This window comes from Cupriavidus sp. GW822-FHT02D05, assembly GCF_058802485.1.
This window is the reverse complement of record NZ_JBXAOE010000005.1, coordinates 212178-229012: the sequence shown is the minus strand read 5'-3', so window position 1 is coordinate 229012 and position 16835 is coordinate 212178. Positions and strand designations below refer to the sequence as shown.

General features: G+C 66.9%; 14 protein-coding genes. 7 read left to right on the top strand and 7 right to left on the bottom strand.

What is annotated here, in order from left to right:
* The first annotated feature begins 2 nt into the window (after positions 1 to 2).
* From AC1RQK_RS09070 to AC1RQK_RS09055, 4 genes are all read left to right on the top strand, one after another.
* Entirely contained in the window at positions 3 to 1070 is a 1068-nt protein-coding gene (locus AC1RQK_RS09070) for a DmpA family aminopeptidase (RefSeq protein WP_492808613.1), read from the top strand.
* Between the two features lie 13 nt (positions 1071 to 1083).
* Complete coding sequence (locus AC1RQK_RS09065; protein WP_492808612.1) at positions 1084 to 1896, top strand: M55 family metallopeptidase; 813 nt, start codon at positions 1084 to 1086, stop codon at positions 1894 to 1896.
* 147 nt (positions 1897 to 2043) lie between these two features.
* Positions 2044 to 2898, top strand: a complete 855-nt coding sequence (locus tag AC1RQK_RS09060; protein ID WP_492808611.1) for a hypothetical protein — start codon at positions 2044 to 2046, stop codon at positions 2896 to 2898.
* Between the two features lie 95 nt (positions 2899 to 2993).
* Entirely contained in the window at positions 2994 to 4073 is a 1080-nt protein-coding gene (locus AC1RQK_RS09055) for a M14 family metallopeptidase (RefSeq protein ID WP_492808610.1), read from the top strand.
* 91 nt (positions 4074 to 4164) lie between these two features.
* On the opposite strand, the gene prmB is transcribed toward AC1RQK_RS09055, so the two are convergent.
* From prmB to dapC, 6 genes are all read right to left on the bottom strand, one after another.
* On the bottom strand, positions 4165 to 5058 hold the full coding sequence (gene prmB / locus AC1RQK_RS09050; protein WP_183031221.1) for a 50S ribosomal protein L3 N(5)-glutamine methyltransferase: 894 nt from the start codon (positions 5056 to 5058) through the stop codon (positions 4165 to 4167).
* A 25-nt stretch (positions 5059 to 5083) separates the two neighbouring features.
* The gene (gene dapE / locus AC1RQK_RS09045) at positions 5084 to 6235 is read right to left on the bottom strand and encodes a succinyl-diaminopimelate desuccinylase (protein WP_492371688.1); all 1152 of its coding nucleotides are present in this window, start codon (positions 6233 to 6235) and stop codon (positions 5084 to 5086) included.
* Between the two features lie 98 nt (positions 6236 to 6333).
* Positions 6334 to 6681: an arsenate reductase gene (locus tag AC1RQK_RS09040; protein WP_492808608.1), complete on the bottom strand. Its 348-nt coding sequence runs from the start codon at positions 6679 to 6681 to the stop codon at positions 6334 to 6336.
* Positions 6682 to 6704: 23 nt separating this feature from the next.
* Positions 6705 to 7064: a hypothetical protein gene (locus AC1RQK_RS09035; protein WP_492808687.1), complete on the bottom strand. Its 360-nt coding sequence runs from the start codon at positions 7062 to 7064 to the stop codon at positions 6705 to 6707.
* A 197-nt stretch (positions 7065 to 7261) separates the two neighbouring features.
* Positions 7262 to 8089 (bottom strand): 2,3,4,5-tetrahydropyridine-2,6-dicarboxylate N-succinyltransferase, encoded by an 828-nt coding sequence (gene dapD / locus AC1RQK_RS09030; protein ID WP_043346976.1) that lies wholly within the window; start codon positions 8087 to 8089, stop codon positions 7262 to 7264.
* A gap of 83 nt (positions 8090 to 8172) precedes the next feature.
* Entirely contained in the window at positions 8173 to 9390 is a 1218-nt protein-coding gene (dapC, locus tag AC1RQK_RS09025; RefSeq protein ID WP_492808685.1) for a succinyldiaminopimelate transaminase, read from the bottom strand.
* 213 nt (positions 9391 to 9603) lie between these two features.
* Between dapC and AC1RQK_RS09020 the strand changes: the two genes are divergently transcribed.
* Positions 9604 to 10584 carry a DMT family transporter gene (locus AC1RQK_RS09020; RefSeq protein ID WP_492808606.1) on the top strand — a complete coding sequence of 327 codons (981 nt, stop codon included), beginning with the start codon at positions 9604 to 9606 and terminating at the stop codon, positions 10582 to 10584.
* Positions 10585 to 10597: 13 nt separating this feature from the next.
* Here AC1RQK_RS09020 and AC1RQK_RS09015 read toward each other — a convergent pair whose 3' ends face one another.
* Positions 10598 to 11473 carry a ferritin-like domain-containing protein gene (locus tag AC1RQK_RS09015; RefSeq protein WP_492808604.1) on the bottom strand — a complete coding sequence of 292 codons (876 nt, stop codon included), beginning with the start codon at positions 11471 to 11473 and terminating at the stop codon, positions 10598 to 10600.
* A gap of 451 nt (positions 11474 to 11924) precedes the next feature.
* On the opposite strand from AC1RQK_RS09015, the gene smc reads away from it, so the two are divergent.
* Positions 11925 to 15440 (top strand): chromosome segregation protein SMC, encoded by a 3516-nt coding sequence (smc, locus tag AC1RQK_RS09010; protein ID WP_492808602.1) that lies wholly within the window; start codon positions 11925 to 11927, stop codon positions 15438 to 15440.
* Complete coding sequence (locus tag AC1RQK_RS09005) at positions 15437 to 16825, top strand: cell division protein ZipA C-terminal FtsZ-binding domain-containing protein (protein ID WP_492808601.1); 1389 nt, start codon at positions 15437 to 15439, stop codon at positions 16823 to 16825. Before smc ends, AC1RQK_RS09005 begins: the two co-directional genes overlap by 4 nt.
* The last annotated feature ends 10 nt before the right edge of the window (positions 16826 to 16835 follow it).

Genomic DNA, 16835 nt, shown 5'->3' with positions numbered 1-16835 from the left:
GGATGTCCGGATCCATGCCGCATATCGGCGCGTTGCCAGCCGGCGCGCGCAACAGCATCACCGACGTGCCGGGCGTGGCGGTTGGCCAATGCACGCTGGCCGACGGCGCCTGCCAGACCGGTGTGACGGTGGTGCTGCCGCACGGCGGCAACCTGTTCACCGACAAGGTGCCGGCCGCCGCGACCGTGCTCAATGGCTTCGGCAAGAGCGTAGGCCTGGTGCAGGTGGAAGAGCTCGGCGTGCTGGAGACGCCCATCGCGCTGAGCAACACCTTTGCCGTGGGCGCGCTGTCGCAGGCGCAGATCCGGCAGGCCATTGCAGCCAATCCGGAGATCGGGCGTGCCTGGCCAACGGTCAACCCACTGGTGTTCGAGTGCAACGATGGCTACCTGAACGACATACAGGCGATGGCCGTGCAGGAGGCGCACTATGCGCAAGCCTGCGCCGCGGCCAGCGTGGATTTCGCGCAGGGCGCTGTCGGCGCAGGGCGCGGCATGTCGTCGTTCGGACTGAAAGGCGGCATCGGCTCCGCCTCCCGCCAGGTGGGTGGATACCATGTGGGCGCGCTGGTGCAGGCGAACTTCGGCACCTTGCCCAGCTTCACCGTGGCCGGCGCGCGCCTTGGCGGCTTGCTGGCCGAACGGCTCCAGGCGCATACGCAAACGCCGGCGGAGTCAGGGCCGGAGAAGGGCTCGATCATCATGATCCTCGCCACCGACGCGCCGCTCGACGCCCGCCAGCTGCGCCGCCTGTCGCGACGCGCGGGGGCGGGCCTGGCGCGTACCGGCTCGGTATTCGGCCACGGCTCGGGCGACATCGCGCTCGCTTTTTCCACCGCCTACACCGTGCCGCAGCAAGCCGGCGCGCCCATGCCGGCGCTGGCCATGCTGCATGAAACCCGGCTCGATGCGCTGTTCCATGCCGCCGCCGACAGCGTTGAGCAGGCCATCCTGCATGCGCTGTGGCAGGCCGAAACCGTGCGTGGCCGCGATGGGCACCAGCGTGTCGCGCTGCGCGAACTGATGCCCGAGCTGCCGCAATGGCTGCTGCGCGCGGCACCGACGAACTGAATCCCCACAAGCCATGAAGATCCTGATTTCCACCGACATCGAAGGCGTAGCCGGGGTTTTCCATCCCGAGCAGACCCGCGCCGGCAACGGCGAGTACGAACGCGCCCGCGCCTGGATGACGGCCGAAGCCAATGCCGCCGTGCAGGGCGCCTTCGCGGGCGGCGCGGCCGAAGTGCTGGTCAACGACTCCCACGGCGGCTTTCGCAACCTGCTGCCGGATCAGCTCGACCCGCGCGCGCGCCTGGTGCTAGGCAAGCCGCGCTACCTCGGCATGATGGCCGGGGTGCACGGCTGCGACGGCGTCTTCATGATCGGCTACCACGGCCGCGCGCAAAGCCGCGGGATCCTCGCCCACACCATCAACAGCAGCGCGTTCGCCCGCATCTGGCTCAACGGCCAGGAGCTGGGCGAGGCCGGGATCTACGGCGCCCTGGCGGGCGAATTCGGCGTGCCGGTGCTGATGGCCAGCGGTGACGATATCTTCGTGGAAGAGACCCGACCGCTGATGCCCTGGGTGCGCTACGTGCAGACCAAGGAGGCCGGCGGGCAGGGCAGCGGCAACACGCTGTCGCTGGCCGCCTCGCGCGAGGCCATCGCTGCTGCCGCCGAAGTGGCGGTGCGCAATGCGGACGGGCGCCCCCTGAAGATCGACGGCCCGATCCGTTGCCGCCTGCAGACCCAGAGCCCGGCGTTCGCCGACCTGTTCTGCCAGTGGCCCACGCTGGAGCGCGTGGACGGCGTCACGCTGGTATTCGACGCCGCCTCGGTGCAGGCGGCCGTGCGCATGCTGAACTGCCTGTCGGCGATGTCGTTCATGCTGAAGTAGGCTGCGCCCTGGCCTGTTGTGCCCTGTTGTGCCCGGTTGTGCCGCTGCTGGCCGCATGGTGGACAATGGCGGGTGGCAGCCGCCGGCGGCGCCCCGCAAGCCATAAGCCACTTTGCAGCACTCATCACGGCAGGTACAAGCAGATTCATGATCGCAGTCAACGACGGGAGCTGGACTCCCGTACGCAAGGATTTTGTCGAGCCCGGCACGCGCTGCCGGCAGCAGGTCGGCCGTGGGCGGCACCACGGCTTCGGTAACGGCCAGGCCTTTATCCTGCGCGACGGGCAAGGCCACGAGTACCCCTTTGGCGAGGCCTGCGCGCGGGCCGTGCTTGCTGAGCCAGACCTGTTGTACCTGGTGCCAGACTACACCGAGCGGGACGCCGGCCAGCCCGTGCCCGAAGCGACCGCGCCGGACAGCGACGAGTTCGAGGCCACCGGCCCGGCTGCTCCGCGTTCCCGCGGCGCGGCGGGCGGTGGCCGCCAAGGCAAGGCCAGCGACGCCGCGCTGCGGCGTACAGCCGCCATTCGTTACCTCGTGCTGCGCATGGAAAAGGTGGCCGGCGTGCCGCGCGTGCAACCCACCGTGCGTTTTCCTGCGCTCGAAGCGGTGTATCAGTCCTTCCTTGAGACCGGCGAGCTGCCGGATGCCCAGGTCAAGCGCATTCTCGCCATCGAGCGCAGCGCAACCACGCCGCCCAAGCTCAAGACCATCAACCTGCTCGATGTCTACACTGCGCACGTCAAGCTGGAGCGCGTGATCCAGGAGTCCAACCGCGTCGAGCAGCGCCGGTTCCTGCGCAGCATCCATGACTGGCTGGCGCGCCACCTGGTGCTGTCCGCCGCCCAGATCGCCGCGGCAGGCATCCAGATGCATCCGCATGCGTTCCGCTCCCTGTTGCTGCGTGAGGCGGTGCCGGCGGATGCCGCCAAGGGCGGGAAGGCCGAGAAGGGCGATTTGGGTGCCAAGAACGAGAAGGGCGCCAAGGGCGGCAAAGGCTAGCTGCCCGGCTTCGGGCGGCTTCGGATGGCAATGCCGGCCAAGTTGGCGTTTAATAGCGGCACCCCCACTCCTCGCCAAGCGCGAAATCTGCTGTCATGTCCTTGCACACCAGCTTTTCCCGCAGTTATGTCGAAGCCCGGCAGAAATTCCGTGACGCGGCCCAGGCTGCCGGCGGCACCCTGACCGATTTTCCCCATCCCACCAAGCGCGGCTGCGCCGACGAGGAACTCGCCATGGATGTCGCCTGGGTGGGCGGCGCCGAGGCCGGGCGCGTGCTCATGGTGACTTCAGGCATGCACGGCGTGGAAGGCTTCTGCGGCTCCGGGGCGCAGGTCGCCATGCTGGGCGACGCGGATCTGCTGCAGGCGTGCGCCGGCGCGGGCGTGGCGCTGCTGCTGGTGCATGCGGTCAATCCCTACGGCTTCTCGCATATGCGCCGGGTCAACGAAGACAACGTTGATCTCAACCGCAATTTCATGGATTTCACCCAGCCGCTGCCCGACAACGCGCCGTATGCCGAGGTGGCGCCCATGCTGCTGCCCGAGCACTGGCCGCCCTCCGAGACCGACCAGGCCGCGCTGATGAAGGCGGTGGCCGAGAAAGGCCTGCCCTGGTACCAGGCGGCGGTGAGCGCGGGCCAGTATCAGGCGCCCGAAGGGCTGTTCTTCGGCGGCAACAAGGCGACCTGGAGCAATTACACGCTGCGCCGCATCCTGGCGCGCTTCGGCGCCGGGCGCGAAGCCCTGCGCTGGATCGACCTGCATACCGGCCTGGGGCCTTGGGGCTACGGTGAGCCGATTTACATGGGGCCGGACCGCGAAGAGGCAATCGGCAAGGTGCGCGCTATCTGGGGCAGCAATGTCACCTCGATCTACGATGGCTCGTCGGCATCGGCCAATCTCAACGGCATGGCCTGGGTGGCCGCGCCGCAGACGTTGCCGACGCTGGCGTATAGCGGCATCGCGCTGGAGTTCGGCACCTTGCCTGTTACCGAGGTGTTGGAGGCATTACGTGGCGATCATTGGCTGCACCTGCACCCGGAGGCGGATGAAGGCCAGCGGAATTTGATTCGGCAGGCGATGTGGCATGCCTTTTATGGGGATGCGGACGACTGGCGGGCGAGCGTGGTGGAGCAGGTCAGGGAGGCGGTGGTGAAGGGGCTGGCGGGATGGTGAGGGACTGAGCGAACTATCCGGCCGTCGCGGCTGGCATCCATTGCGAAGAAAGACGGCCGCAGGAATCTGCGGCCGTGTCTTGTGCACGCCTTCAACCTGGCAGTGCTTCGTAAGTCAGCAGGAACACCTGTTCCTCGCCAGCGCTGACCGGCAGCCAGACGATCTCCAGTCCGGGGAACGCGGCCTCCACATTGGCGTGCTCGTTGCCGATCTCCACCACCAGCGCGCCGCCCGGGTTCAGGTGCGCTTTGGCGCCAGCGATGATGCGCCGTACCACGTCCATGCCGTCGTCGCCGCCAGCCAGTGCGATGCGCGGCTCGGCCTGGTATTCGGCCGGCAGCGCTTGCATGGAGGTTTCGTTGACGTAGGGCGGGTTGGTGAGGATCACATCGTACTTGGCGCCTGCGGGCAGCGGTGCGTACAGGTCGCCCTCATACAGGCTGATGCGGTCTTCCATCTTGTAGTCCGCCACATTGCGGCGGGCCACAGCCAGCGCATCCGGCGAGATGTCGACCGCATCGATGCGGGCCTTCGGCCAGACATGCGCGGCGATGATGGGCAGGCAGCCCGAGCCGGTGCACAGCTCCAGCACCGGGCCGATTTCGGCGCTGTCGCCTACCCACGGTTCCAGTCCTTCATGCAGCAGTTCGCCAACGAAGCTGCGCGGCACGATCACGCGCGAGTCCACGTAGAAGCGCAGGCCGTGCATGAAGGCCTCGTTGGTGATATAGGCCGCGGGCACGCGCTCGGTCACGCGGCGCTCGATGACCTGCAGCACGGCGTCGACTTCTTCGGGCAGCAGGCGCGCGTCGAGGAACGGGTCGAGCGTGTCCAGCGGCAGGTGCAGCGTATGCAGCGTCAGGTACGCGGCTTCGTCGTAGGCATTGGCGCTGCCGTGGCCAAAGGACAGCTTGGCCTGGGTGAAGCGCGATACCGCGAAGCGCAGCAGGTCGCGCACGGTGAGCAGGGGGGAGGAGGTTGCCATAACGTCTTTTTCTGGTCCGCGGCGATCAGGCGATCAGGCGTTCCAGCACGCCACGGTAAATGTTCTTGAGGGGTTCGATAAATCGCACTTCCACGTGCTCGTCAATCTTGTGGATGCTTGCATTGGGCGGCCCGAACTCGATCACCTGCGGGCAGATCTTGGCGATAAAGCGGCCATCCGAGGTGCCGCCGGTGGTGGACAGCTCGGTCTTGATGCCCGTTTCCGCCGCGATGGCGCCAGCCAGCGCTTCGGAAAGGTCGCCGCGCGCGGTCAGGAAGGGCTCGCCGCCCAGGGTCCAGTCCAGGTCGTAGTCGAGCTGGTGGCGGTCCAGGATGGCATGCACGCGCGCCTTCAGGCCGTCGGGCGTGCTGGCGGTGGAGAAGCGGAAATTGAAATCGACGGTGACATGGCCGGGGATCACGTTGGTGGCGCCGGTGCCGCCGTGGATATTCGACATCTGCCAGCTGGTGGCGGGGAAGTACTCGTTGCCTTCGTCCCAGCGCTCGTTCACCAGGTCGGTCAATGCGGGCACGGCCAGGTGGATGGGGTTCTTGGCCAGATGCGGGTAGGCGATATGGCCTTGCACGCCCTTGACGCTGAGCTTGCCCGAGAGCGAGCCGCGCCGGCCGTTCTTGACCATGTCGCCGAGCGTGTCGACCGAGGTGGGCTCGCCGATCACGCAGTAATCGAGTCGCTCGCCGCGCGCCTTCAGCGCTTCGACCACCTTGACGGTGCCATCGTGCGCGGGGCCTTCCTCGTCGCTGGTGATCAGCAAGGCGATGGAGCCGGCGTGGTCCGGGTGGGCCTGCACGAATTCTTCGACAGCTACCACGAAGCCAGCGATGGAGGTCTTCATGTCGGCGGCGCCGCGGCCGTACAGCTTGCCGTCGCGGTGGCTGGGCAGGAAGGGGTCGGAGCCCCATTGCTCCAGCGGGCCGGTGGGCACCACGTCGGTGTGGCCGGCAAAGGCCAGCAGCTTGCCGTCCTGGCCGCGCGTGCCGCGCTTGACGGCCCACAGGTTGGTCACGCGGAAGTCGTCCGGGCCGCTGACGATGGCTTCGCAGGCGAAGCCCAGCGCCTTCAGGCGGGTTTCCAGCACGGCCTGGCAGCCTTCATCGGCGGGCGTGACGGAGCGGCGGCGGATCAGGTCTTCGGTGAGGGCGAGGGTGGGGTTCATGGTGGCAGCGAGGAGGCGCGTGGCGCCGGAGTCCGGCGGGGTGCATGGTTCGAGTCTTGCGTCCTGGCAGCGCGCATGTCCTGGCGCTGCCATCGGGCTTAAAAAAGGCTGGCGTAATTATCCGGTGAAAACCCCACGCTGACGCTGCCCTTGTGGGCCAGCACCGGCCGCTTGATCAGCGACGGGCTTTGCTGCATCAGCGCAATCGCGCCGGCTTCCTGTTCTGCAAGCGCCTTGTCCGTGTCGGACAGCGCGCGCCAGGTGGTGCCTTTGCGGTTGAGCAGGGTGGCGAGCGGCACATGCGCGAGCCAGCCGCGCAGCATGGCTTCGTCCACGCCTTGCTTCTTGAAGTCGTGGAAGGTGTAATCCACACCGTTGGATTCCAGCCAGGTGCGGGCGTTCTTGACGGTATCGCAGTTGGGAATGCCGTAGAGCAGGACAGTCATGGCGAATTCGGGGCCAGCCGGGGCTAGCGCAGCAAGAGGTTGAGGGCGACCACCAGGCCGGCGAGGCCCAGCGCGAAACCAGCCATGGCCACCGCCGTCATCCGGCGCAGCCGGCGGTCCAGCCGTGCGGCTTCGCGGCGCAGGGCCTCGATGGTGATGGCGTGTTGCTCGGCCAGCAGCTTGACGGCCTCGGCCTGCTGCATGGCGGCGTTTTCCAGCTCTGCAATGCGCGCGGCAGGGTCACGCGCGTCCTGGCCGGGCATGTCGGCGCTGCCATCGCGGCGCTTGCCTTTCTTGATCTTCTCGATGGTCTTGTTGGCCTGTTCGAGGATCGTGGGCAGCAGCGAGAGAACGGTGGTGACAGTGGTCGGGTCCAGGGCCATGAGTCGCTTGCGAAGGGCGGGCCAGCGGCGGCCGGCGGCGGTATCCATTGAGCGGGAACCGTTGGAGAGCGAGAAAAGGGAAAAGGAAAAAGGGGTGAGGGGAGCGTTAGCGTTCTGAACCGGCATTCCGGTTCAGGCCGGCCGTGCACGCGCACGTTTGCGGGCCAGGGGCGCTCCCCTCGATGCAGCGGGCGAGATCAGTCGCCGCGCAGCAGGTCGTTCAGGCTGGTCTTGGCGCGGGTTTGCGCGTCCACCTTCTTGACGATCACGGCGCAGTACAGGCTGTACTTGCCATCCTTGGAGGGCAGGTTGCCCGCCACCACCACCGAGCCAGCCGGCACGCGGCCGTAGTGGATCTCGCCGGTTTCGCGGTCATAGATCTTGGTCGACTGGCCGAGGTACACGCCCATCGAGATCACCGAGTTTTCTTCCACGATCACGCCTTCGACCACTTCCGAGCGCGCGCCGATGAAGCAGTTGTCTTCGATGATGACCGGGTTGGCCTGCAGCGGCTCGAGCACGCCGCCGATGCCGACGCCGCCGGACAGGTGGACGTTCTTGCCGATCTGGGCGCACGAGCCGACGGTGGCCCAGGTGTCGACCATGGTGCCTTCATCGACGTAGGCGCCGATGTTGACGTACGAAGGCATCAGCACGGCGTTCTTGGCGATGAACGAGCCACGGCGGGCGACCGCCGGGGGCACCACGCGGAAGCCGCCCTTGGCGAAGTCGTCAGCGGTCCAGTTGGCGAACTTGGTCGGGACCTTGTCGTAGAACTGGGCGAAGCCGCCAGCGGACATCGGCGCGTTGTCTTCCAGGCGGAACGACAGCAGCACGGCCTTCTTGATCCACTGGTTGACGATCCATTCCTTGCCTTGCTTCTCGGCTACGCGCAGGGCGCCGGTGTCGAGCTGGCCGATCACGTTGGCTACGGCTTCGCGGATGTCGTTGGGGGCGGACTTGGGCGAGAGGCTTGCGCGGTCTTCCCATGCCTGGTCGATCAGGGCTTGCAGTGCTTGCGTCATATGCGTGTTTTCAGTGGTTGATCGTTGTCTACAACAAAATACGGTGTGTGCGGCGCGGTGCACTTTGCCCGCATCCGCTGGTTTCAGCCCAGCGACTTGCAGAAGGCGACGATGCGGCGCGCGCCTTCCAGGCACTCCTCGGGCGTGGCCACCAGCGCCATGCGCACGCGGTTGGCGCCCGGGTTGATGCCGTCGGCCTCGCGCGCCAGGTAGCTGCCCGGCAGCACGGTAACGTTCTGCTCGGCCAGCAGCCGCGCGGCAAACTCGGTGTCGGACAGGCCGGTGCGCGAGACATCCGCCCACAGGTAGAAGCCGGCATCGGGCAAGGCCACGTCCAGCACCTCGGCCAGCATCGGCGTGACCTCGGCAAACTTGCGTACGTAGGCGGCGCGATTGTCGCGCACATGGGCCTCGTCGTTCCAGGCCGCCACGCTGGCGGTCTGCACCGCCGGGTTCATGGCGCCGCCGTGATAGGTACGGTATAGCAGGAATTTCTTCAGCAGGGCGGCATCGCCGGCCACGAAGCCCGAGCGCAGGCCCGGTACGTTGGAGCGCTTGGACAGGCTGGAGAACATCACCAGGCGCTCGAAGGGATGGGCGCCTTCGGCACGGCCCAGCTTGTGCGCGGCTTCCAGCGCGCCCAGCGGCGGCTCGCCTTCCTTGAAGTAGATCTCGGAGTAGCACTCGTCCGAGGCGATCACGAAGCCATGGCGGTCGGACAGCGCGAACAGCTCGCGCCAGTCTTCCAGCGACAGCACGGCACCGGTCGGGTTGCCCGGAGAGCACACAAAGACCAGCTGCACCTTGGCCCAGGTCTCGGCGCTAATGCGGTCGAAAGCGGGCGCGAAGTTGCGCGCCGGATCGCTGTTTGCAAATACCGGCGTGGCACCGGCCAGCAGGGCCGCGCCTTCATAGATCTGATAGAACGGGTTGGGGCACAGCACCAGCGCGCCGGGCTGGCTGGCGTCGACCACGGTCTGGGCGAAGGCGAACAAGGCCTCGCGCGAGCCGGTGACCGGCAGCACCTGGGTGGCGGCATTGACCGCCGGCAGGTTGTAGCGGCGCTGGATCCACGTGGCCATGCACTGTCGTAGTGCATCCGATCCGGCCGTTGTGGGATAATTCGCCAGCCCTTGCAGCGCGTTTGACAGCGCTGTCTTGATGAATTCGGGCGTGGGGTGCTTGGGTTCGCCGATGCCGAAGCTGATCGCGGGCAGCGCGCCGTTTGGCTTGACGTCAGCCAGCAGCGCGCGCAGTTTCTCGAACGGATAGGGCTGGAGCAGGTCGAGGCGGGGATTCACGATCGGGTTCAGGCCGGTAGGGCCAAGCTCAAAGCCGGTCATTATAAAGGATTGCCGCGCATTCCCGCGTGCCGGCAAGGCCTTGCCGGCACGCCGCGCCGGCTTGTCCCTGCCTATCCCCGGCCGTCCGCGACCGGCCCCGGTCGCGCCGCGGTGCTTTTCCGATACCGAATGCTGACTGGCTGCCCAAGTGGCAGCCTTAACCGTTTTCCCATGAGCAATCTGCCCGTCACTTCCACCGCTTCGGCCCCGGCCGACCCGCATGCCTTCAAATCCACCTTGTCCATCCTGCTGGGCGCCTCGGTCTGGGGCATCGCCTGGTTCCCCTACCGGCTGCTCGCCGGCTGGGGGCTGGGTGGCATGACGGCAGCCGCGCTGGTGAGCGCCATGGCCGCGCTGATCGCCCTGGTGGCCTTCGCCCGCCACCTGGGCGGCCTGCGCTGGTCGTGGCTGTTCGTGGCGATCGGGCTGGCGGCGGGTGTGACCAACGCCGGCTTTGTATGGGGCAGCGTCAACGGCCATGTGATGCGGGTGTTGCTGCTGTTCTACCTGACGCCGGTATGGACGGCCTTGTTTGCCCGCGTCTTCCTGGGCGAGAAACTGTCGGCATCCGGCTTGCTGCTGGTGGTGCTGGCGCTGTTTGGCGCGGGGCTGATGCTGTGGACGCCGGAAGTGGGCCTGCCGCTGCCAACGCACGCGGCGGAATGGTCCGGCCTGATCGGCGGCATGGGTTTTGCCGTCAACAATGTGCTGTCGCGCCGGGCCGGGCAGCTTTACCCGGAGATGGATGCGCGCCTGCGCACCGTGATGGTCTACGTGGGCTGCACCGCGGTCGGCCTGCCGTGCGCGCTGTTGCTGGAGCCGGGCGGTGTGGCGCTGGCGCCGGTGATCGGCTGGGGCGGCGTGGCGCTGATGCTGGGCCTCGCCGCCACGCTGGTGCTGAGCAATTCGGTGGTCCAGTACGGACTGCAGCGCCTGCCGGCCAACCGGGTATCGCTGCTGATGCTGTTCGAGATCGTGATCGCGGCGGTGTCGTCGTGGTGGCTGGCGACCGAGACGCTGAGCTGGAAGGAGGCCGCCGGCGGCCTGTGCATCGTGGCGGCTGGCGCCTTGTCGGGGCTGGTGCACCGCACCAAGGCGCGTCGCGGCAACGATGCCGCCGGTGCGGCGGACCAGGCGCTACAGCCGCAATAGCTGGCGCCGCGCCTCAATAAAGCATCGCCCGCGACACCACCGCCACCAGCGGCTTGCGGATGGCGCGTTCCACGCCGGCATGCAGGTGCAGCGGGCGGAGCAGCATCTTGACCGTCATCTCGATCGGCAGGTTGCGCCGGATCACGGCGCTCACCCGGGAGTTGAGCTTGCGCACGTCCCGTTGCGGGATATCCTCGGTGCCGCGCTCGATGCGCAGCACATTGCGCAGCGCGATCTCCGCGTCTTCGTTCTTGATTTCCAGCAAGCGGCGCACCAAGGCGCCCAGTACGCGCAGGCGGCCGAGCCGTTCCACGCCGTTGAAGGTGTTGAAGTAGCGGTAGAAGTGCTTGTAGTGGCGCACCTCGTCGTCAGCGATGCGCCGCGTCAGGTTGCGCAGCACCGGCTCGTCGCTGGCTTGCTCCAGAGAGCGGTAGAGGGCTGCGGTGCCCGTCTCGACCACGCAGCGCGCTGCCATCTCAAGGGCTTTCGTGGGTTCGAAATTGTCGATCGAGCAGGTATGGCGGTATTCGTCGAAGAACCGCGCATAGCCGCGCTCCCAGTCGAACTCGGGCCAGACATGTTCCACGTAGCGCCGCAGGGCCAGGCCGTGCTGCAGCTCCTCCGCCTCCCAGTGTTCGGACAGCCAGCCGGAGGCCTCGGGATTGGCGGCGTAGTAGTTGGCCAGGTTGCCGGCGTACGTGTCCGAGCCGCTTTCGACAAAGGACGCCGACACCAGCAGGTAGAACAACTCCCGATCGGGCCGGACAAGGGCGGTGTCGATGGCCTGGAAATCGATGTCGCCCAAGGACCATTGTGGCGTTTTGGGCACATTCACGGCATCTTGGCCGGGCAAGCTGCTGTCGGATATCGCCGGTAAGAAGGCGGTCATGCTGGACACTCCCAGAAGGGTCGCGAAGCCGGGTTCCGTGTTGGCCGGAGGCAGCCATTGCGCCGGGAACGGGGCGGCAGGTGCAATGGGCCTCAAGGATCACGCTGACAATAAGAGACTAGCACTAACCCTTGGAAGTTTCCCGCCGGTGCCAAGAAGTGCGACGACGTTAAGCGCAGGGTGGTGGCCTTTAGCCGCATGGCAGCATCGCCGCAAGTGTGGGGCGTGAACCGCACGGGGTGTATCGGAAGCGGCCCAAACTCCCTTGGGGAAATGGCTTGCGCTTAGCCCGGAAAGCGCCCGGACGCCGAAGGCGCGATGGTATGATTAGCGCCATCTATCGGGCACAAGAGAGAAGGCATGGGGCGCAACCGGCACGCGTCGGCCCCGCTTCTCGTTGGGGCCCGGCTCTCCTGAACGCTGCATTACGCTAGATACCCCACGACCAACCGTGCGACTGTCCTCGATCAAGCTGGCGGGCTTCAAGTCCTTCGTCGATCCCACCAATTTTCAAGTGCCCGGCCAACTGGTCGGCATCGTCGGTCCCAACGGCTGCGGCAAATCGAACATCATCGATGCGGTGCGCTGGGTGCTGGGCGAGTCGCGCGCCTCCGAGCTGCGCGGCGAGTCCATGCAGGACGTGATCTTCAATGGCTCCACCGCGCGCAAACAGGCTGGCCGCGCCAGCGTCGAACTGGTGTTCGACAACCCTGAGGGGCGCGCCGGCGGGCAATGGAGCCAATACGCCGAAATCGCCGTCAAGCGGGTGCTGACCCGCGACGGCACGTCCTCCTACTACATCAATAACCAGGCCGTGCGCCGCCGCGATATCCAGGACATCTTCCTGGGCACCGGCCTGGGGCCGCGCGCCTACGCCATCATCGGGCAGGGCATGATCTCGCGCATCATCGAGGCCAAGCCCGATGACATGCGGATCTTCCTGGAAGAAGCCGCAGGAGTGTCCAAGTACAAGGAACGCCGCCGCGAAACCGAAAACCGCCTGTCCGACACGCGCGAGAACCTGACCCGCGTGGAAGACATCCTGCGCGAGCTCGGCACCAACCTGGACAAGCTCGAAGGGCAGGCCGAAGTGGCCCAGCGCTTCAAGACCTTGCAGTCCGACGGCGAGGAAAAGCAGCACCTGCTGTGGCTGCTGCGCAAGCGCGAGGCCCAGGCCGAGCAGGAGCGGCACACGCGTGCCATCGAGCAGGCACAGATCGACCTGGAAGCGCAAACCGCGCAACTGCGTCACGTCGAGGCCGAGCTCGAGACCATGCGCGCAGCGCATTACGCCGCCTCTGACAATATGCACACCGCGCAGGGCGGCTTGTACGAGGCCAATGCCGAGGTCAGCAAGCTCGAGGCCGAGATCCGCTATGTGGTGGAGTCGCGCAATCGCGTGCAGGCGCAGATCGCCGCACTGACGGCGCAGCGCGAGCAGTGGCAAGGCAAGGCCGAGCAGGCTACCGATGCCCTGGCGCAGGCCGAGGAAGAGCTGGCGGTGGCCGAAGGCCGCACCATCGAAGCCCAGGAGGCCGTGGCGCACAAGACCGATGAGCTGCCCACGCTGGAAGCCCAGTGGCGCGATGCCCAGGTGCTGTCCAACGAGCAGCGCGCCAGCATCATGCAGGCTGAGCAGGCGCTCAAGCTGGAGGCCGCGCAGCAGCGCAGCGCCGACCAGATGCTGCAGCAGCTGGAGCAACGCCGCGAGCGCTTGTCCGGGGAAGAAAAGGGGCTGGACCGCCCCGATGAAACCCGCCTGGAAGAGCAACGCGCCGAGCTGGCCGAACAGGAAGCCGTGCTGGAAGAGGCGCAGGCCATCCTGGCTGACTCCGCCGACAGCGTGCCGCGCCTGGACGGCGAGCGCCGCAGCGCGCAGGAACGCGTGCAGCGCGAGGCCGCCGCGATCGGATCGCTGGAAGCGCGCCTGGCCGCGCTAAAGCAGTTGCAGGAAAACGTGCAGACCGAAGGCAAGGTGCAGCCCTGGCTGGCCAAGCACGGCCTGGCCGAACTGCCGCGCCTGTGGAAGAAGCTCCATATCGAGCCGGGCTGGGAAAGCGCGCTGGAATCCGTGCTGCGCGAAAAGCTCGGCGCGCTCGAAGTCTCCAACCTGGACTGGATCAAGTCCTTCCTGTCCGACGCGCCGCCCGCCAAGCTGGCCTTCTACTCGCCGCCGCCGGCCGCGCGCCCGCAGGAAATCCCCGCCGGCATGCGTCCGCTGATGGCGCTGGTGCAGATCACCGAGCCCGGCATCCGGGCCGTGATGCAGGACTGGCTGGCCGATATCTACATCGCCACCGACATGGCGTCGGCGCTGGCCCAGCGTGCCACGCTGCCCGAAGGCGCGTCGTTCGTCGTGGCCGAGGGCCATCTGGTGGGCCGCAGCTCGGTCCACCTCTATGCGGCCGATTCCGAACAGGCCGGCATGCTGGCCCGCGAGCAGGAAATCGAAAACCTGCAGAAGCAGGCGCGCGCCCAGCTGCTGCTGTCCGACGAAGCCAAGAGCCAGGCGGTTCGCGCCGAGGCTGCCTACACCCAGGCCAGCGCCGCGCTCACCGAGGCCCGCGGACGCAGCGAGCAGGCCACACGCCGCGTGCACGCGCTGCAGATGGATGTGCTCAAGCTGTCGCAGGCCATGGAGCGCTACGCCGCGCGCAGCGGCCAGATCCGTGAGGAACTGGCCGAAATCGCCGCGCAGATCGAAGAGCAGCGCGCCATCCGCGCCGAGTCCGAAGCCAGCTTCGAGCAGCACGACGCCGCGCTGGCGGAGATGCAGTCCACGCACGAAGACCACCAGATGGCCTTCGAGGCGCTGGACAGCAAGCTGTCATCGGCGCGGCACCAGCTGCGCGACTTCGAGCGCGCGGCGCAGGAAGCGCTGTTCGCCGAGCGCAACCTGGCTAACCGCATCGACGAGCTGCGCCGCAATATCCAGACCGCGGGCGACCAGTCGGAGCGTCTTGCCCAGTCGCTGGAAGATGCCCGCGTCGAGCTGGAAACCATCAATGAGCAGACCGCCCACACCGGCCTGCAGGATGCGCTGGAGCGCCGTGCCGAGAAGGAAGAAAAACTCCAGCTCGCCCGCACCGAGCTCGATGCGCTGTCGGCGCAGTTGCGCCAGTACGACGACCAGCGCCTGGCCGCCGAGCGTAGCCTGCAGCCGCTGCGCGACCGCATCACCGAGTACCAGTTGAAGGAACAGGCCGCGCGCCTGAACCAGGAGCAGTTCAGCGAGCAACTGACGACCGCCGAGGTGGACGAGGCAGTGCTGGCCGAGAAGCTCACGCCCGATCTCAAGCCCTCCTACCTGCAGGGTGAGGTCACGCGCCTGAACAACGCCATCAACGCGCTCGGGCCGGTGAACATGGCCGCGCTGGACGAACTGGCGGCGGCGCGCGAGCGCAAGACTTTCCTCGATGCGCAGTCGGCCGACCTGATCGACGCCATCACCACGCTGGAAGACGCGATCCACAAGATCGACCAGGAAACCCGCGCGATGCTGCAAGGGACCTTCGACCAGGTCAACCATCACTTCGGCGAGCTGTTCCCGTCGCTCTTCGGTGGCGGGCAAGCCAAGCTGATCATGACCGGCGACGAAATCCTCGACGCCGGCGTGCAGGTGATGGCGCAGCCGCCAGGCAAGAAGAACTCGACCATCCACCTGCTGTCGGGCGGTGAGAAGGCCCTGACGGCCATCGCGCTGGTGTTCGCCATGTTCCAGCTCAACCCGGCGCCGTTCTGCCTGCTCGACGAGGTGGACGCGCCGCTGGACGATGCCAATACGGAGCGCTACGCCAATATGGTGGCGCGCATGTCGGACAAGACCCAGTTCGTCTTCATTTCCCACAATAAAATCGCAATGGAAATGGCACACCAGTTGATTGGCGTGACGATGCAAGAGCAAGGTGTATCGCGTATCGTCGCCGTGGATATGGACGCAGCGCTCTCGATGGCGGAGGCAGCATGACGCTCCAGACCGCCCTGATCGTTGCAGGCATTGTCCTGCTGCTGCTGGTAGTCGCCTACAACCAGTGGCAGATCCGCAAGGCGCGCCGCCCGCGCGCGCTGCAGCCCGAAGACGACCTGCCGCCGATGCGCGAGCCGGTGGTAAGCCCGGTGGTCAAGCCGGAAGTCAGCGCCAAGCTGCACGAGCCATTGCCCGAGCATCAGGTCGAGCGGCGCGAGCCCACGTTGTCGGCTTCGCCGCTGGACGCCGCCGCCGTGGCGGCTGGCATGGCCGCCAGCTCAGCCGATGCCGACGAAGCCCTGGCGGATGAAGTCGCCGTTGCCGCGGCGCCGTCGTCGGTCCATGCGCCCCATGCGGCTGCCGGCAAGCCCGTGCATGCCGAGGAGGCGGGAGAGTCTGCCGGGCCCGCCGAATCGCATGACGTTGCAGACCATGAAGAATACGCAGAACATGCGGAGCACGCGGAACGAACCGAACAGATAAAGCCCAAGCAAGAGGCCGCGCCTGCCAAGGCAGCGCAGCTGGAGCCCGTTGCGCTCGATGGCCAGCCCACACCGGCCGTCATCGATCCGCTGATCGACTGCATCGTGCCGCTGCACCTGGAGCGCAAAAGCTCGGGCGATCGCATCCTGCCGCTCACCGGCCGCCTGCGCCGTGCGGGGACCAAGCAGGTGCACATCGAAGGCCTACGCAGCGAAGCCAATGCCTGGGAGCCGGTCACCGCCGGCCATCAGTACGAAGACCTGCAGGTAGCGGTGCAGCTTGCCAACCGCGGCGGCGCGCTCAATGCGCTCGAGTTTTCGGAGTTCATCAATGCGGTGGAAGCGCTGGCAGAAGCGCTCGACGCCTCGGCCGATCTGCCCGACATGACCGAGACGGTCGCCAACGGCCGCGAGCTGGATGCGTTTGCCGCCAGTTGCGATGTGCAGCTTGGCGTCAACGTGATCTCCGACGGCGCGCCGTGGTCGGCCGCTTATGTGCAGACGGTGGCGACCCAGGACGGGCTGGTCCTGTCGCGCGACGGCACTCGCTTCACGCGCTATCAGGCCAACGCCGAGGGCGTGCAGCGGGCGCTGTTTACGCTGCAGTTCGGCGATACCAACTTCCTGCGCGATGACCTCACGGCCAAGGCCGGCCGCCAGATCACGCTGCTGCTCGATGTGCCGTCCGCGGCGCAGGCGACCAAGCCGTTCAAGACCGTGTGCGAGTACGGCTACAGCCTGGCGCAGCGCATGGGCGCGCAACTGGTCGACGACAATATGCGGCCGTTGAGCGAATCGTCCTTCGTCGCCATCTTCGGCCAGCTTCAAACACTCTACGACAAGCTGGAAGCCCGCGGCATGCCCGCGGGCTCGCCGGTGACGCTACGTTTGTTCAGTCTCTGATACGCCAGTT